The organism is Alkalispirillum mobile (assembly GCF_003664325.1).
GTDB classification, from domain to species: domain Bacteria; phylum Pseudomonadota; class Gammaproteobacteria; order Nitrococcales; family Halorhodospiraceae; genus Alkalilimnicola; species Alkalilimnicola mobilis.
Genome location: NZ_RCDA01000003.1, coordinates 133,177 through 150,529, shown reverse-complemented (window position 1 = coordinate 150,529; position 17,353 = coordinate 133,177). Strand labels below are relative to the sequence as shown.

At 67.5% G+C, this 17,353-nt stretch carries 14 protein-coding genes; 7 read left to right on the top strand and 7 right to left on the bottom strand.

Annotation, left to right across the window (positions count from 1 at the left end):
• Nucleotides 1-74: 74 nt before the first annotated feature.
• The gene (locus DFR31_RS10645; RefSeq protein WP_121442666.1) at nt 75-632 is read left to right on the top strand and encodes a winged helix DNA-binding protein; all 558 of its coding nucleotides are present in this window, start codon (nt 75-77) and stop codon (nt 630-632) included.
• A gap of 177 nt (nt 633-809) precedes the next feature.
• Nucleotides 810-1,385 (top strand): winged helix DNA-binding protein, encoded by a 576-nt coding sequence (locus DFR31_RS10640; protein WP_245971174.1) that lies wholly within the window; start codon nt 810-812, stop codon nt 1,383-1,385.
• Nucleotides 1,386-1,459: 74 nt separating this feature from the next.
• Here the strand turns inward: DFR31_RS10640 and DFR31_RS10635 are convergent, their stop codons facing one another.
• The 6 genes from DFR31_RS10635 to dapA form a co-directional block, all read right to left on the bottom strand.
• Entirely contained in the window at nt 1,460-2,878 is a 1,419-nt protein-coding gene (locus tag DFR31_RS10635; RefSeq protein ID WP_170153663.1) for a biotin-independent malonate decarboxylase subunit gamma, read from the bottom strand.
• 329 nt (nt 2,879-3,207) lie between these two features.
• Nucleotides 3,208-4,185, bottom strand: a complete 978-nt coding sequence (locus DFR31_RS10630; protein ID WP_121442663.1) for a quinone oxidoreductase family protein — start codon at nt 4,183-4,185, stop codon at nt 3,208-3,210.
• A 79-nt stretch (nt 4,186-4,264) separates the two neighbouring features.
• On the bottom strand, nt 4,265-5,143 hold the full coding sequence (gene galU, locus DFR31_RS10625; RefSeq protein WP_121442662.1) for a UTP--glucose-1-phosphate uridylyltransferase GalU: 879 nt from the start codon (nt 5,141-5,143) through the stop codon (nt 4,265-4,267).
• Nucleotides 5,144-5,196: 53 nt separating this feature from the next.
• Nucleotides 5,197-9,084 carry a phosphoribosylformylglycinamidine synthase gene (gene purL, locus DFR31_RS10620; protein WP_121442661.1) on the bottom strand — a complete coding sequence of 1,296 codons (3,888 nt, stop codon included), beginning with the start codon at nt 9,082-9,084 and terminating at the stop codon, nt 5,197-5,199.
• Between the two features lie 23 nt (nt 9,085-9,107).
• Nucleotides 9,108-10,145 (bottom strand): outer membrane protein assembly factor BamC, encoded by a 1,038-nt coding sequence (gene bamC, locus DFR31_RS10615; protein WP_121442660.1) that lies wholly within the window; start codon nt 10,143-10,145, stop codon nt 9,108-9,110.
• A gap of 12 nt (nt 10,146-10,157) precedes the next feature.
• A complete protein-coding gene (gene dapA, locus DFR31_RS10610) occupies nt 10,158-11,030 on the bottom strand; it encodes a 4-hydroxy-tetrahydrodipicolinate synthase (RefSeq protein WP_121442659.1) in 873 nt (290 codons plus the stop codon).
• Nucleotides 11,031-11,181: 151 nt separating this feature from the next.
• On the opposite strand from dapA, the gene DFR31_RS10605 reads away from it, so the two are divergent.
• From DFR31_RS10605 to DFR31_RS10595, 3 genes are read left to right on the top strand one after another with little or no spacing between them, the layout of a single operon-like run.
• Nucleotides 11,182-11,733: a glycine cleavage system transcriptional repressor gene (locus DFR31_RS10605; RefSeq protein ID WP_121442658.1), complete on the top strand. Its 552-nt coding sequence runs from the start codon at nt 11,182-11,184 to the stop codon at nt 11,731-11,733.
• Between the two features lie 16 nt (nt 11,734-11,749).
• Nucleotides 11,750-12,220, top strand: coding sequence for a peroxiredoxin (locus DFR31_RS10600; RefSeq protein ID WP_121442657.1), 471 nt, complete (start codon nt 11,750-11,752; stop codon nt 12,218-12,220).
• A gap of 41 nt (nt 12,221-12,261) precedes the next feature.
• Nucleotides 12,262-13,614 carry a PhoH family protein gene (locus tag DFR31_RS10595; protein ID WP_121442656.1) on the top strand — a complete coding sequence of 451 codons (1,353 nt, stop codon included), beginning with the start codon at nt 12,262-12,264 and terminating at the stop codon, nt 13,612-13,614.
• A 21-nt stretch (nt 13,615-13,635) separates the two neighbouring features.
• Here DFR31_RS10595 and DFR31_RS10590 read toward each other — a convergent pair whose 3' ends face one another.
• Nucleotides 13,636-14,706: an AI-2E family transporter gene (locus tag DFR31_RS10590; protein WP_121442655.1), complete on the bottom strand. Its 1,071-nt coding sequence runs from the start codon at nt 14,704-14,706 to the stop codon at nt 13,636-13,638.
• A 141-nt stretch (nt 14,707-14,847) separates the two neighbouring features.
• On the opposite strand from DFR31_RS10590, the gene DFR31_RS14065 reads away from it, so the two are divergent.
• Both DFR31_RS14065 and DFR31_RS10580 read left to right on the top strand, forming a co-directional pair.
• On the top strand, nt 14,848-16,302 hold the full coding sequence (locus tag DFR31_RS14065) for a beta-barrel assembly-enhancing protease (protein WP_121442654.1): 1,455 nt from the start codon (nt 14,848-14,850) through the stop codon (nt 16,300-16,302).
• A gap of 78 nt (nt 16,303-16,380) precedes the next feature.
• On the top strand, nt 16,381-17,259 hold the full coding sequence (locus tag DFR31_RS10580) for a poly(R)-hydroxyalkanoic acid synthase subunit PhaE (RefSeq protein WP_121442653.1): 879 nt from the start codon (nt 16,381-16,383) through the stop codon (nt 17,257-17,259).
• The last annotated feature ends 94 nt before the right edge of the window (nt 17,260-17,353 follow it).

Below are 17,353 nucleotides of genomic sequence, written 5' to 3'. Positions count from 1 at the left end.
CACACGCGCAGGGGCGGGCCCTGGACACCATCCCGGGCCACGAGATTCCACCCAGCGGGACTACGGACTCAGACATGGACTCAGACAAGACGGCACCGGGTGCTCCCGATCGGCCCGGACAGCGCCAGCGAGGCAGACGGCGGGCAACCGATACACCAGTGGCCGACAACTTTGAATGGGCGACGGTACGCATGGCAGAGGCCTTCGACCGTTCTACCAAAGGGCTATTGGCCGCCGTGGGTTATGGAGACGTCACGCCGCAGGAAGAGCGGATACTCAACATGATCCGCCTACACGATCACCCCAAGCCAGCACTAATCGTGGCGCGACTTCTGAACCGCGACGACCTCCCCAATTTGCAGTACAGCCTGCGCAAGCTGGAGCGCAGCGGGTTGGTGGAGAAGGTCGCGGATGAGCGGGGCAAAAAGGTTAATTACACAGTCACGGCAGCCGGCCGGGAACTGACCGAGCGGTTCGCGGAGGTACGTCGACACCTCATCATCGATCAGCTCCAACCCTTAGAGGGCATCGAGGATCGACTGCGGCGCGGGACGCGAATTCTGAGCTTACTCACCGGTCTTTACGACGAAGCAGGCAGAATCTCTGCGACTTACGCGCCAGAGAATAGTTAGCCGGGGGCCCATCGGTTATCGGTTCGGGTGTAAGCCGGCATCATGGCCGCCCCATCCCACTGAGCCGGCTCTATGCACAACAATGGATACCGTTATACTCTCAAGGCGACAGAACGGATGAACCGGAAAACCCAAGCGCCCAGAAACCCTGCAATAGTGGCTCGCGACATGAATTCAATGGTGGACACCAAACGATATCGGAGCTGGCACCTGGCCCGTACCGAGCATGAGGCCCTGACCACGGAGTTCGAGTGGTCGCTGCTCCGATTCCAGGAGGCCTTTCAACGCTTTTGCCTCCAAGTGGCCAGCATCACGGGGCTGGGCAGCCTAAATTACTCGGAGCTGATCATTCTGCACGTCATCAACATGCAGAGCCATCCACAGCCCTCGGCGTTGATCGCCCGCCAGCTCAACCGGGATGACCTACCCAACATCCAGTACAGCCTGCGAAAGCTCATCAAACAGGGCCTGGTGGAAAAGATCAAAGACACCGGCGGCAAGACCTACTGCTTCGATGCCACGGACGAGGGCCGGCGCCGGCTACAGGACTACGCCAGGCTGCGCCACGAGCTGCTCACAGAGCAGACCAAGAACATCGAACACATTGATCGCAAGCTGTTCGAAACCGGTCGGCTCATCAGCCTGCTGACCGGTCTGTACGATGAAGCCGGTCGCATCTCGGCCACCTACAGCCCATATTCCACCGCTGATTACGACGAAGAGGAAGATGCCCGCCCTCAGGGCGATGCCTGATCCCTGATCCCTAAGCCAACGTGCTTGACGAGAAAGGCCGGCAGCCTCCCTGGGCTGCCGGCCTTTTTATGCCCTTATTTCGCGTGAAAGGACTCCATGAGGTCACAAGCCACGCGATCACACACGGCAAGGGGTGCGGTACGACCACAGCGCTGCGCCCCACGCAGTCGGCGCCGGTCCGACTGCCGCAGCCCAGCCAGTCCGGCGTTGAGATAGCGGCTCAAACAGCGGTCCCAGATAGTGTCCACAGCCCCCAGGTGGCAGAATCGCTCCAGAGCCAGGCTGCCATCACCTCGCTCGCCCAGGCTTTGCGGCGCAAACAAGGCTACTGCCTTCTCTGGCAGGGCACGGATGCGGGCGCCCTTCAGGGCATACAGTTCATCCGCCATCATGGCTGAGGCAATAAAACTGGCACCCCAGCCACTCTCACGCAGCAGTGCGATCACCCGATGCCCACGGGTACGGGCATGGGCGATCACCGCCGCAAGGTGCGCGAGGGCCAGCGCAAAGCCTCGCTGCTCATTCTCAACGCTAAAGGCCTGCTCGGCGTCAGCGAGAAGCAGAATAGACCGCCCGGAATCATGCGTCATAGTGGCCAGCAGTTCCTGGGCCAATCGGACCACCTGCACGAAGCCGGCCGGGCGTCCGGAGACGAACCCCAATATCCGGACCTCCTCGCCACAGGTCCTGACCCCGCTGCCCTGAACCAGCCCATCATGCTCGGCAACCACCAAGCCGTTGGGAAACAGGCGGTCCAAGTCGTTCTGGAGGGCTTTGAAAACGCCCCGTTGTTCCGGCTTGGCACCTGGCAGCCTCGTTTGCAGAAGGGCCTGAGTCGTCTTCAGATCCTCGACGCCGGGCGGCTGGTAGTCATCCAAGTACTGGATAATGGCCCCTCGAACCGCCAAGACATCATCCACGACAACGGCATCGGCCTCACCGGTAGCGACCCGGCTGCTGGCCGCAACGGCCATTTCCAACACCTCCCGCTGGTGCGATGTGAGTCCGGCACCTCCATCAGCCATGACATCCATGACCCGAATGCCTGAGGTGCCAAAACGGGCCCCCTCGACCATGACCACTCGATCCGCACTGCGGGCCACCAGAGCAGCCGCACCGAAACAACCGAGTTGGCCCCCAACCACGGCGAGCACGGGGATGCCGGCCGCGCGCAGTTCTTGGATCCCGCGAACGATCTCGGCTGCCCCCAGCATGGCCGATTCGGCTTCCTCCAGACGCACGCCGCCGGAGTCCAGGAGCAGCAGCACCGCATCCGGTGCTGCCCATTGCGCCGCTTCCAGCATGCCTTTCACACGCGCAGCGTGGGTCTCGCCAAACGACCCCCCGCGGCAACTGCTGTTCTGGGCGGCAAGAAAAACCCGACTGCCGTCAATCTCACCCACGCCGACCAGCACGCCATCATTACTGTTGAACTCGACGCGCACCTCTTCGGGCAAGCCCTGCAGGGTGCCCGGCTCAACCAAACGTTCCATGCGCTGACGCGCTGAGGCAGCTCGATATTGACTGGGCGCACCAGGCGATGCCCCCCTGTACTGTTTCTCAATATTTGTAGTCATTACTCCTCCCGGCCAACAATCCTTGCGCGGCCTGTTCTGACGTGGCCTACGCGAGGCTGTTCTGTCACCCGCGGAGAGGTGGTGGCCCCACCTTGTTTATTAAATTATCGCCAATAATCCGCGGATGTATTTTAAGCTTGTCTTACAATATATAAAACTTCAATAGCGTCTCTATAGACCTGCCATAAAAAAGCCGCCATATCCCTGGCGGCCCGCTTTGCTGCATGTGCGCCCTTTCGACGAGGTCAGACGGTGAGCACCGTCGACCCGGTGGTCTGGCGCCCCTCCAGCGCCTTGTGCGCCTCGGCGGCCTGCTGCAGGGGCCAGGTCTGGTTGACCTCCACCTTGAGCACACCCTTCTGCACCACGTCGAACAGCGCCTGGGCCCCGGCCAGCAGGTCCTCGCGCTTCGCGGTGTAGGTCATGACCGTCGGCCGGGTAATGAACAGCGAGCCCTTGGCGGAGAGCGCCTTCAGGTCCACCGGCGGCACGGGGCCCGAGGCGTTGCCGAAGCTCACCATCAGCCCCAGAGGCCGCAGGCAGTCGATGGAGTCCTCGAAGGTGTCCTTGCCGATGGAGTCGTAGACCACCGGCACCCCCTCGCCGTCGGTCAGCTCGCGCACCCGGTCCACGAAACGCTCGCGGGTATAAACGATCGGGTGGTCACAGCCGTGGGCGCGGGCCAGTTCCGCCTTCTCGTCGGTGCCCACGGTGCCGATGACGGTGGCCCCGAGGTGCTTGGCCCACTGGCAGACCATGAGGCCCACCCCGCCGGCAGCGGCGTGGATGAGAATGGTATCGCCGGGCTTGACCTCGTAGGTGCGGCGCAGCAGGTACCAGGTGGTCAGGCCCTGCAGCATCATGGCGGCCGCAGTCTGGTCATCGATGCTGTCGGGCAGCCGCACCAGCCGATCCGCCGGCATCAGCCGTTCCTCGGCGTAGGCGCCCAGCGGCGGCGCCGCGTAGGCCACGCGGTCACCCACCGCCACCTCGGTCACACCATCCCCCACGGCCTCGACCACGGCCGCGCCTTCCAGGCCGAGGCCGCTGGGCAGCGCCGGCGGCGGGTAGAGACCGGTCCGGAAGTAGACGTCGATATAGTTCAGGCCCACGGCGGTCTGGCGCAGGCGCACCTCGCCCGGCCCGGGCTCACCGACCTCAATGGGCTCCCACTTCAGGACTTCCGGGCCGCCGGTCTCGTGGATTCGTATGGCGTGGGGCATGTTCGGTCCTCCGCTTGGTGTTGTTCTGGTTTCGGTGCCGGATCACACCTCAACACCCGGGCGGAGGGCCGCCCGCGACTCAGCCGAAGCGGCTCTTGACGTAGTCGCGGAAGGCCGGGCCCAGCTCCGGGTGCTTGAGGCCGTAGTCCAGCATCGCCTCAAGGTAACCCAGCTTGCTGCCGCAGTCATAGCGGCGTCCGGAAAACTCGTGCACCAGCACCCGCTCCTTCTGGAGCAGACTGGCGATGGCGTCGGTGAGCTGGATCTCGCCCTTGGCGTCGGGCGCGGTCTGCGCCAGTTCATCGAAGATGCCCGGGGTAAGGATATAGCGCCCGACCACGGCCAGATTGGAGGGGGCCTCTTCCGGGGCCGGCTTCTCGACAATGCTGTTCACGGCGAACAGGTCATCGGTAACGGGCTCGGCGCTGACCACGCCGTACTTGTGGGTCTCCTCGCGGGGCACCCGCTCCACGCCCAGTACGCTGTTGTGGTGCTCGGCGTACTGCTCGGCCATCTGGCAGAGCACCGCCTGGCCGTTGCCGTCGATCAGGTCATCGGCCAGCAGCACCGAGAAGGGTTCGTCGCCGATGACGGCGCGAGCGCAGTACACCGCATGCCCCAGGCCCAACGCCTCGCCCTGCCGGATGTATATGCAGTGCACCCCATCGGGCACGGTGGAGCGGACCAGCTCCAGCATCTCATGCTTCTGCTTCTGCTCGAGCTCGGCCTCCAGTTCGTAGGCCTTGTCGAAGTGGTCCTCGATGGCGCGCTTGGTCCGGCCGGTGATGAAGATCAGGGTCTCGGCCCCGGCCGCCACCGCCTCGTCCACGGCGTACTGGATCAGCGGCCGGTCGACGATGGGCAGCATCTCCTTGGGGCTCGCCTTGGTGGCGGGCAGGAAGCGCGTGCCCAGCCCTGCGACGGGGAATACGGCCTTTTTGATGCGGTGGTCGGTCATGGTCCGGGTCCTTGGGTGGTTCTCAGTGTTGCAGGCGCGGCACGCGGGTTGCCTCAGCCGATCCAGCGACGGGCATTACGGAACAACCGGAGCCAGGGGCCGTCCTCGCCCCAGTCCGCCGGGTGCCAGCTGTGCTGCACCGTGCGGAAGACCCGCTCCGGATGGGGCATCATGATGGTGTAGCGCCCGTCCACAGTGGTCAGGCCGGTGATGCCCTCCGGCGAGCCGTTGGGGTTGGCCGGATACTGCGTGGCCACCTGGCCGCGCCCATCAACATAGCGCAACGCGAGCAGGTTGGCCGAGGCCGCCTTGCGCGGGCCGCTCTCGGGGCCGAACGCCACCCGACCCTCGCCGTGGGCCACGGTGATCGGCAGCCGCGAGCCGGCCATCCCGTCCAGGAAGAGCGACGGCGAGGGCACCACCTCCACCTGCGAGAGCCGCGCCTCGAACTGCTCGGAGCGGTTGCGCACGAAACGGGGCCAGAGCTCCGCGCCCGGGATCAGGTCCTTGAGCTGGGAGAGCATCTGGCAGCCATTGCAGACCCCCAGGCCGAAGGTGTCACCCCGGTTGAAGAAGGCCTCGAACTGATCCCGCGCCCGGTCGTTGTAGCGGATGGAGCGGGCCCAACCGCCGCCGGCCCCCAGCACGTCGCCGTAGCTGAAGCCGCCGCAGGCCACCAGCCCGGCGAAGTCACCCAGCTGCGCGCGGCCTTCGATGATGTCGCTCATGTGCACGTCCACCGCCTCGAAGCCGGCGGCGTGGAAGGCGGCGGCCATCTCCGTGTGGCCGTTCACCCCCTGCTCGCGCAGCACCGCCACCCGCGGCCGGGCGCCGCTGGCGATGTAGGGGGCCGCCACGTCCTCGGCCGGGTCGAAGGTGAGCGCCGGGTTCAGGCCGGGGTCATCGCTGTCGGCCAGTGCCGCGAAGGCCTCGTCGGCGCAGGCCGGGTTGTCGCGCAAGGCCTGCATGCGATGGCTGGTCTCCGCCCAGGCCCGCTGCAGGTCCACCCGGGGGGCGTCGATGACCGCCTGATCGTGGAAGCGGAACAGGAAGCGGTCGTCGTCGCGCAGAGTGCCCAGGTTGTGGCTGTGGGCGTCGAGGCCCGCCTCGCCCAGCCGGTCCAGTACGGCGTCCAGTTCGGCACGCCGGACCTGGAGCACGGCACCCGGCTCCTCGGCGAAGAGCGCACCCATCACACCGCTACCCAGGTTGTCCAGGCGGATGTCCAGACCGCAACGGGCGGCGAAGGCCATCTCCGCCAGGGTCGCGAACAGGCCGCCGTCGGAGCGGTCGTGGTAGGCCAGCAGATGCCCGTCGCGCAGCAACCGCTGCACGGCGTTGAAAAACCCGCTGAGCAGTTCCGGCTCGTCCAGGTCGGGCGGGTTCTCGCCCAGCAGCCCGTGCACCTGGGCCAGTGCGGAGCCACCCAGGCGATTGCGGCCGCGCCCAAGGTCCACCAGCAACAGCACGGTGTCGCCACCGTGGGTCTGCAGCGCCGGGGTGAGGGTACGGCGCGCATCGGCCACCGGGGCGAAGGCGGAGACGATCAGCGACAACGGCGAGGTCACGCTGCGGGTCTCGCCGCCCTGCTCCCAGACGGTCTTCATGGACAAGGAGTCCTTGCCCACGGGGATGGCCACGCCCAGTTGGGCGCACAGCTCCATGCCCACGGCACGGACGGTATCGTAGAGCCGGGCGTCCTCCCCGGGGTGACCGGCGGCGGCCATCCAGTTGGCGGAGAGGTTGACCTTGCGGATATCGCCGATGTCGGCGGCGGCCAGATTAGTCAGCGCCTCGGTGACCGCCATGCGACCGGAGGCGGGGGCATCCAGCAGGGCCACCGGGCTGCGCTCGCCCATGGCCATCGCCTCGCCGGTGTAGCCCCGGTAGTCGGCCAGGGTGACGGCCACGTCGGCCACCGGGGTCTGCCAGCGACCCACCATCTGGTCGCGGGCCACCAGGCCGGTGACCGAGCGGTCGCCGATGGTGATCAGGAAGTCCTTGGCGGCCACGGCGGGCAGGCGCAGCACCCGCTCGGCGGCGGTGCGCGGATCGAGCTTCTCGAACTCGTCGGACCGGCCGGCGTCGTCACCGTGCTCGACGTTGCGGTGCATCTTCGGCGGCTTGCCGAAGAGCAGTTCCATGGGCACGTCCACCGCCGGCTCGCCCAGCAGGCGGTCGTCCAGGCGCAGGCGCTGTTCCGCCGTCGCCTCGCCGATCACGGCCACCGGGCAGCGCTCCCGCTGGCACAGGGCGCGGAATGCCTCCAGTCGGTCGGGTGCCACGGCCAGGACGTAGCGCTCCTGGGACTCGTTGCACCAGATCTGCATCGGCGACATGCCCGGCTCGTCGTTGGGTACCTCGCGCAGCTCCAGCTCGCCGCCGCGACCGGAGTCGTCCAGGATCTCGGGCACGGCGTTGGACAGACCGCCGGCGCCCACGTCGTGGATGGAGACGATAGGGTTGTCACCGCCCAGCGCCCAACAGGCGTCGATGACGCCCTGGGCGCGGCGCTGCATCTCCGGGTTGGCCCGCTGCACCGAGGCAAAGTCCAGGGCCTCGTCGCCCTCGCCGCTGGCCACGGAGGAGGCCGCGCCGCCGCCCAGGCCGATCAGCATGGCCGGACCACCGAGCACCACCACCGGGGTGCCGGCGGGCACGTCGCCCTTCTGCACGTGGGCATCGCGGATGTTGCCCATGCCACCGGCGATCATGATGGGCTTGTGGTAGCCGCGCCGCTCACCGTCCGCCTGCACCTCCAGGGTGCGGAAGTAGCCAGCCAGGTTCGGGCGGCCGAACTCGTTGTTGAAGGCGGCCGCACCGATGGGGCCGTCCAGCATGATGTCCAGCGCTGAGGCGATGCGGGCCGGACGGCCGTAATCGGACTCCCAGGGCTGCTCGTGACCGGGGATGCGCAGATCGGAGACCGAGAAGCCGACCAGTCCGGCCTTGCTGCGAGCGCCGACGCCGGTGGCCGCCTCGTCGCGGATCTCGCCGCCGGCGCCGGTGGCTGCGCCGGACCAGGGCTCGATGGCGGTGGGGTGGTTATGGGTTTCCACCTTCATCACCAGGTGGGCGGGCTCGGCGTGCTCGCCGTAGACCCCGCTGCGCGGGTCGGCGAAGAAGCGCTGCGCCGGGTAGCCCTCCGCCACCGCGGCGTTGTCGGCGTAGGCGGACAGCACTCCCTCCGGGCGCTGCTGGTGGGTGTTACGGATCATGGCGAACAGCGAGCGCGCCTGGCGCTCGCCGTCGATGGTCCAGTCGGCGTTGAAGATCTTGTGCCGGCAGTGTTCGGAGTTCGCCTGGGCGAACATCATCAGTTCCACGTCCGTGGGGTTGCGCCCCAGGCCCTGGTACTGCTCGACCAGGTAGTCGATCTCGTCATCGGCCAGGGCCAGGCCCAGCGTTTTGTTCGCCTGGACCAGCGCGTTGCGCCCACCGCCCACAAGGTCCACCCGCGCCAGCGGCGCCGGCTGGTCCTCACGGAACAGGGCCTGCTCCGGCTCCCCCTCGAGCCAGACCGCCTCGGTCATGCGATCGTGCAGCACCGCGCCCAACCGGCGCCAGGTGGCCGCATCGGGCGTATCGCTGCAGACGACGGTGTAACGGATGCCGCGTTCGACCCGGGCCACCGCGTCCAGGCCACAGTGGTGCAGGATGTCGGTGGCCTTGCTCGACCAGGGGGAGAGCGTGCCGGGGCGCGGCGTGACCAGCAGCTCGCGGCCGTTGAGATCCGCTTCGGGCAGGTCCGGGCCGTAATCCAGTAGCCGCTCCAGCAGCGCCCGCTGCTCGCCGGTGAGGGGTTCGCGGCTGGCCGCGAAATGGACGAAGCGGGCGGCCACAGCCTCCACGCCGCCATGAACGGACTGCAGCGCCTCCAGGAGGCGCTGCAAACGAAAGTCGGACAGGGCCGGACGGCCCTGCATTCGCGAGACGTGCATGGTGTTTCCCTGTAGGCGTGTGGTTAACGCATCTGTTCGGAGATCACGGCCAGCAGGCGCTCAGCCAGTTCCTCGTCGGCGGGCTCGCCCTCAGGGGTCTGGACCCGCATCTGGCTGCCGCCGGTACGCGGCTCCACCTGCAGCCGGTAGGGCTGGGGCCCCTCCTGAACCTCGTCACGCCAGAAGGCAAAGCGGTCCAGGAAACCGGTCTCGGGCGCACCCTCCTCCGCGAAGGGATCGTACCGGATCAGGTAAGCGCCGGCGTCCCGGTCGCGGTCGTCCACGCTGAAACCCAACTGGTCCAGGGCCAGCCCGGTGCGGCGCCAGGCGGTTGCCGGGGCGTCCTCAAGCAGCATGACAGGCTGCCCGTCGTCGTCCTGCTCCACGCGGGTCCGCGGGGTGCGCTCCACCGCCCCGATCTGCTGCGCGGCCTCGGCCTGGCGCAACCCCAGGAAGACCATCATGCCGCGCAGCATCTCGGCCTCGGCAAAGCTGTCGGAGGTGCGCCACCGCCAGCTGTCGTCCTCGCGGACCACGGCACTGTGGGCAACGTGCAGTTCGGTCGCGCCATCGTCACCGCGGTCCAGGCGGAAACGGTAACGCTCGGCCAGCGCCCCCTCGTCCTGCTCATCGACGGCAATCGGTGTGAACACGCCGCGGCCGGCGTCCACGCGACCCTCGAGCCATTCGGTCTCCACCAGGCCCAGCGGCGGCGAGGTCTCGGCCACGGGGATCTCCTGGGCGGCCAGGAACTCCTCCAACCACTCCCAGACCTGATCGGGTGCCGCCTGCAGCTCCAGCCAGCGCTGTCCGCCGACGCGCTGCACGCGAACGTTGTCGGCAGCCTCGGGCAGCAGCGTGCGGGAGAGCTGCTCGGCCCCGGTCACCTGGCGCTGCCCTTCGGGGATGCTCATCGCTTCCGAGTGTTGCGCGGTGAGGTCCGGCGGAAGCTTGAGGCGCTCAGGGTAGTCCAGCCGTTCGGGGTCCAGTTCCGGCCGGCCGCACGCGGCCAGCAACAGGGCCGCGGCGGACGCGGCCAGCATCAGTTTAGTCAGTCGCATGGTATGTATGACTCAGAGCGAGCCGGCCAGTTTCATGGCCTGGCGCACGGTTTCATGGTGCTGTTCGGAGAGTTCCGTCAACGGCAAGCGGATGCTGGGGCCACACAGCCCCATCTGACTCACCGCCCACTTCACCGGGATCGGGTTGGACTCGAGGAACAGGGCCGAGTGCAGCGCCGCCAGGTGCGCGTCGATACGACTGGCCTCCTCCCCGTCACCCCGCAGGGCGGCGGCGACCATGTCGTGCATCTGTTGCGGGGCGACGTTGGCGGTGACCGATATCACCCCCTTCGCGCCGGCCAACACGGCCTCGCGACTCAGTCCATCCTCGCCACTGAAGACGTCGAGCCGGTCCGCGCAGCGCTCGACCAGCTCATGGACACGCTCGATGGTCGAGGCCTCCTTGATGCCGACGATATTGGATATGTCGGCCAGGCGATCCACCGTATCGGGCAGCAGGTCGCAGGCGGTCCGCCCGGGCACGTTGTAAAGGATCTGCGGGATGGCCACGGCGTCGGCGATGGCCGCGAAGTGGCGGTACAAGCCATCCTGAGTGGGCTTGTTGTAATAGGGCACTACCAGCAGCGTGGCGTCACAGCCGCCCTCCATCGCGCAGCGGGTCAGCTTGATGGCCTCCCAGGTGGAGTTCGCGCCGGTGCCACCGATAACCGGTATGCGACCACGGGCCGCATCCACCACCTTGCGCATGACATGGCAGTGCTCTTCATAGTCCAGGGTGGCGGACTCACCGGTAGTGCCGACGGCGACGATGGCATCGGTGCCGTGCTCCACGTGAAAATCCACCAGACGCGCCAGCGACGCCTCATCGACCGCCCCATCCGGGTGCATGGGCGTCACCATCGCCACCATGCTGCCATGGAACATCGCCACCTCCGAAAAGCCTGATCAGGGATGAGGCAGCATGGTACTGCCGGTATCCCCAGGACACAAGAATAGCGCGGGTTCCCGGCCGATAGCGCCCCGGCCGCATGCTAAACTCCAGCGTCCAGGCACACCACTCAGGGACGGACCACCCATGCCCGGCCACGACAACGCCATCGCCAACCTGCTGGTCATCACTGCACTGGGGCAGGACCGCCCTGGACTGGTCGGCGACCTGACCGCGGCCGTGGGCGACACCGGCTGCAACATCCTCGACAGCCGCATGACCACGCTGGGCTGCGAGTTTGGCGTGATGATGCTGGTCTCCGGTCGCTGGGACGAGCTGGCGCGCCTGGAGGCGGGCCTGGCCGGCGTGGGCCGCCGCCTCGGGCTGGTCCTGCAGTCACGACGCACGGAGAGCCCGGAACCCACCGGGCAGACCCTGCCCTACGTGGCCGAGGTCGTCAGCCTTGACCAGCCGGGCATCGTCAGCCAGTTGGCCGGCTTCTTCGCCCAGCGGGAGATCAGCATCCGCGACCTCTCCACCGCCAGCTACCAGGCCCAGCACACCGGCACCCGCATGGCGACCGTGCAGATCACCGTGGACGTGCCCGCAAGCCTGCACCTGGCAACGCTGCGGGATGAATTCATGGAGTTCTGTGATCAGCTCAACCTGGATGCGATGATTGAACCCTTGAAACACTGACCGAGAGGACAACCCCATGAGCGAACTCCAAATCGACCAGCCCGTCCCGGATTTCCAGACCGCGGCCACCGGCGGCAGCGATGTCAGCCTGTCCGGGCTGCGCGGCCAGTGGGTGGTGCTGTTCTTCTACCCCCGCGCCAACACCCCGGGCTGCACGCTGGAGGGGCAGGACTTCCGCGACCTGCACAACGAATTCCACCAGCAGGGGGCCGTCATCCTGGGCGCCTCCCGTGACAAGGTCCGCACCCAGGAAAACTTCAAGGCCAAGCACGAGTTCCCCTACACCCTGCTGGCCGACCCGGAGGAATCCCTCTGCGAGCAGTTCGGGGTGATGAAGGACAAAAACATGTACGGCAAGAAGGTGCGCGGCATCGAGCGAAGCACCTTTCTCATCGACCCCGACGGGGTCCTGCGCAAGGAGTGGCGCAAGGTCCAGGTCAAGGGGCACGCCCAGGAAGTGCTGGAGACCCTGAAATCACTGGCCTGAGGCCACAACCCCAACCGCGCACCCGGGGAGGGACTGCAGCGATGATCAACCCGGCCTGCGCACCGGAGCGGCTTTACGTGCTGGACACTTCGGTGCTGATCCACGACCCCACGGCCCTGTTCCGCTTCCAGGAGCACGGGGTCTGCCTGCCCATGGCGGTGCTCACGGAGCTGGATGCGGCCAAGCAGGGGCATTCGGATATCGCCCGCAGCGCCCGCCAGGCGTCGCGGTTCCTGGACGGGCTGCTGAGCGACACCGATCGCGCAGCGCTCACCGCCGGCGTCCCGCTGGCCGGTGCCGACCCGGGCGCCACCGGCCGGCTCTGGTTCCATCACGCCGACGACCGCCCCGGGGACACCGGCATCCTGGCCAGCGCTGACCAGCTCAGCCGGGAGTTGCGCCACACCCGTGTCACCCTGGTCAGCAAGGACGTGAACCTGCGGGTCCGTGCCCTGGCCAGCGGCCTGCGGGCGGAGGACTATCGCAGCGACCGAGTCACCGAGGACCTGGACCTGCTCCACAGCGGCATTGCCACCATCCCCGATGCACAGTGGGAGGAGGCCCGCGAGACCCTGCTGGAGAGCGGCCACGAGGGCTGGCGCATCCCCCTGCCCCCGGAAACCGGCTGGTTCCCCGGGCAGTGCCTGCACCACGACGCAAGCGGCTTCGAGGGGGTGGTACGCCACACCGAGCCTGGCGCCTGCTGGGCAGAGCCCACGCAGGACTACCGCAACGGGGTCGGCCCCTGGGGCATCCAGGCCCGCAACCAGGAGCAGAACTTCGCCCTCAACCTGCTGATGGACCCGGAAATGGACTTCGTCAGCCTGCTCGGCCCTGCGGGCACCGGCAAAACGCTGCTCACCCTGGCTGCCGGCCTGGAACAGACCCTGGAGCAGAACCGCTTCGCGGAGATCATCATGACCCGGGCGACCATCGCCATCGGCGAGGATATCGGCTACCTGCCCGGCTCGGAGGAGGAGAAGATGACCCCCTGGATGGGCGCGCTGGCGGACAACCTGGAAGTGCTCGGCCAGCCGGAGAGCGGCGGAGAGTGGGGACGGGCGGCCACGGCGGACCTGATCCACTCGCGCATCAAGCTGCGCTCGCTGAGCTTCATGCGCGGCCGGACCTTCGTGCGCCGGCTGCTGATTCTCGACGAGGCACAGAACCTGACCTCCAAGCAGATGAAGGCCCTGATCACCCGCGCCGGCCCCGGCACCAAGGTGGTCTGCATGGGCAACCTGGGCCAGATCGACACCCCCTACCTCACCGAGTCCAGTTCCGGGCTCAGCTGGGCGGTACAACGCCTGCGCAACTGGCCCCACAGTGGCCACATCACGCTGCAGCGGGGTGAGCGCTCGCGCCTGGCGGACTTCGCCAACGAGGCGCTCTGAGGCGGCCTGGGCCGACGCGGCTCAGGCCCTGTCCACCGCCGTCTGGGCGGTGCGGGGCCAGGCCTTGATCACCGCCTGGATCAGCGTGGCCAGCGGGATGGCGAAGAACACCCCCCAGAAGCCCCAGAGGCCGCCGAAGACCAGGATGGCGACGATGATTGCCACCGGGTGCAGGTTGACCGCTTCAGAGAAGAGCAGCGGCACCAGCACGTTCCCGTCCAGCGCCTGGATGACGAAATAGGCCACCATCAGCCAGGCGAACTCCGGGCTCAGCCCCCACTGAAAATAGGCAATGATCGCCACCGGCAAGGTCACCACCGCCGCCCCCACGTAGGGCACGATCACCGATAGCCCGACCATGACCGCCAGCAGCATCGCGAACTGCAGGCCGAACAACGAGAACGTAATGAAGGTCACTGCCCAGACGATGAGGATCTCGACGAACTTGCCGCGCACATAGTTGCCGATCTGCAGATCCACCTCGCGCCACACCTCCGAGGCCAGTCCCCGCTCCCGGGGCAAGTGGTCACTCAGCCACTGCAGCATCAGCCGCTTGTCCTTCAAAAAGAAGAACACCATGAACGGCACCAGCACCATGTAGACCAGCAGTGTGATCACCACCACCACGGACTGAAAAGAGAATGACGTGACAATGCGTTGTGCCCAGTCCACCAACTCCCGGCGCAGCCCGTTGATGATCTCGCGCATCTGCGCCTCACTGAACAGTTGCGGGTAGTGCTCCGGCAACTGCAGCAGCACCGACTGCCCCTGGGCGAGGATGGCGGGCAGCTGCTCCACCAGCTGCACCAGCTGGCGATAGAGCACCGGAAAGAGGATCAGGAAGAGCGCAAACAGGAAGGCGGTGAAGGCCAGGAACACCACCGTAACCGCAGCCAGGCGCGGCACCCGCCACCGCTCCAGGTAGCGGACAAACCCCTCCAGCAGGTAGGCCAGCACCAGGCTCGCCAACACCGGCGCCAGCATGTTGCCCATGAAGAGCACCACACCGAAGCCCAACAGCAGCACCACCCCCAGCACCACCACCTGGGGGTCGTTAAAAGTCCGGGAAAACCAGTCTCTGATCAGTCGCATGTCCGTCCTGCGGAATCTTGAATATCCGGGCCCGTCAGACGCCGGCCACCGGCCTCAATCATAGCCAGTAAACCGGCTGGGCGGTAACCTGTCCGGGCAGTGGAACCCCATCCCATCCCCCGGGGTCTTAACGCCGTGACCATGAAGATACGCACGCCCCTGCTGTACCCATTCGTCGCCCTGCTCGCGGTGATAGTGCTGCTCGTCAGCTTCAGCCCGGCGAAGGCGGGCGATGACCTGCGCCTGCCCGACCTCGGCGACCCGGCCTCCCAGGCGCTGTCCCAGGCCGAGGAGCAGGAGATCGGCGATGAGTTGATGCGCCAGTTGCGCCGCCACATCCCGCTCTCCGACGACCCGGAGCTCACCGCTTACGTCGAGGAGCTCGGCCAGCGGCTCGCGGCCCACAGCGATATGCCGGGGCTGCAATACACGTTCTTCCTGGTCGAAGACGACAATATCAACGCCTTCGCGATGCCCGGCGGCTATATCGGCATCAACACCGGCCTGATCGACGCCGCCCGCACCGAGAGCGAGCTCGCCGCCGTAATGGCGCACGAGATCGCCCACGTCACCCAGCGCCATATCGCCCGCCACTATGCCACAGCCCGGCGCCTGAACCTGCAGACCGCGGCGAGCCTGCTGGCCGCCGTGTTGATCGGCGCCTACGACCCACAGGCGGGCAGCGCCGCGGCCATGGCCGGCCTGGGTGGCACCCTGCAACAGCAGCTCAATTACTCCCGCGCCTTCGAGCGCGAGGCCGACCGGGTCGGTCTGCGCATCCTCGCGCGTTCCGGGCTGGACCCACAAGGCATGCCCGGCTTCTTTGAGCGCCTGCTGGAGGCCAGCCGCTACCGCGAACGCGCGCCCGAGTACCTCAGCACCCACCCGTTGACCGAAAACCGCGTCTCCGAGTCCCGCGCCCGCGCCGAGGCATACGAAACGGGAGAGCCACTGGAGAGCGGCCAGTTCCACCTGATCCAGGCGCGCCTGCGCGTCCAGGCAATCAACGACGCCCGGGAGGCCGTGGAGCAGTTCCGCGCCCGGACGGAACAGACCGGGGGCGCGGAGCAGGAGGGGGCCCGTTACGGGCTGGCGCTGGCATTGATCCGAGACCGCCAGTTCGATGAGGCCGAAGCCCTGCTGGAGCAGTTGGAGGAAACCCTGGGGAGCCAACCGGCCTGGCACCTGGCAATGGGGCGCCTGCGCCAAGAGGCTGGCGAACTGGAGGCCGCCATCAAGACCTACGAACAGGCCCAGGAGTTGTTCCCCGGCAACCGGGCCATTCCAACCTACCGGGCGGAGGCGCTGATGGCCGCTGACCGCCCCGGCGAGGCGCGGCAGGTGCTCACCCGCGCCGTGCGCAGCCACCCCGGCCACCCGGAGCTGAAACGCCGTCTGGCCGAGGCCGCCAGCGAGGCCGGCCGACCGGTGGACGCCCACCTGGCGATGGCCCGCTATTACCACCAGCTGGGGGACCTGAGCAGCGCCCTGGGGCAGTTGCGCGAGGTGGAACGCCACCCGGAAGCGGATCACTACCAGCAATCCCGCGCTGCAGCCCTGCAGAGCGATTGGCAGCGCCAGGCCGCCGACCGCTAGCCTGTTATCCACCCGCCGCCCTTACCCCGTGCCGCAGGGGTGGTAGACTGGTGCCGCATAACAGGGGATGTGGGCAAAGTGTCTGAACACGGGGATCAAACCGGAAACGAATGGCGCGCCTGGACGGATGCCGTCCGGGGCCCCTTCCGTGCGTTCTGGACCACTACCAATGAGTTGCTGATCGGCCAGCAGCTCGCCCCGCTGCTCGAAGTCGTTCGCGAGGCGGCCGCCCGGGAGCGCACCCCCGACCCCGCCGCAATGCACCAGGCCCTGGCGCCGCTCCGGGCCCAGCTGGACCAGACCTTCCAGCAGTTCACCCGCACCCTGGACTGGGCCCGCCCCCTGCACCAGGCCATGCAGCCGGGTGGGCCAGACGATGCCAGCCCACCGCCCGCCTGGCTTCGGCCCTGGCTGGACCTGGTGAGCGCCCGCCTGGGCCCGTGGCATGAGCAGCAGGCCCGGCAACAGCAACTCATCGAGGCCGGACTGGACTACCAGGCCGCCCTGGCCGACTACACGAAGCAGGTCCGCCAGTCGGCCCTGGAGGCCCTGGACCGGCTGGTGGACAACCTGGCCACAACGCCCCTCGAAGCTATCGACCTGCACCAGCTGGAAGCGCGCTACCTGGAGGCGGCCGAGCAGGCCTGGGAAGCACGTATCGCCACCACGGCATACCGACAGGCCTTCGCCTCGGTGAGCAACGCCGGTCTGGCCTACACCCGATCGCTGCAGACCCACCTTGACCATTGGCTGGGGCTGCTGGACCTGCCCACACGCCGCGGCCTGCAGAGCACCCAGAGGCGCTTGCACGAGCTACGCCGGGCGCACCGCGCGCTCGCCACCGAGATGGACGCAGACGTGGCCGGTCTGCGGGACGAGGTCCGCAGCCTGCGTGAAGAGGTGCGCCGGCTGAAGGCGGCCTCGGAACAGCAGAGCCAAGGGGGGCGTGGCGCGTGACCGCTGCTGACTCCCCGGGCAGTCAGGGGCCACACCCAAACCAAGAGGCCCTGAAGGCCGCCCTTCGCGAATGCGCGGCGTTGCAGCCAGTCCC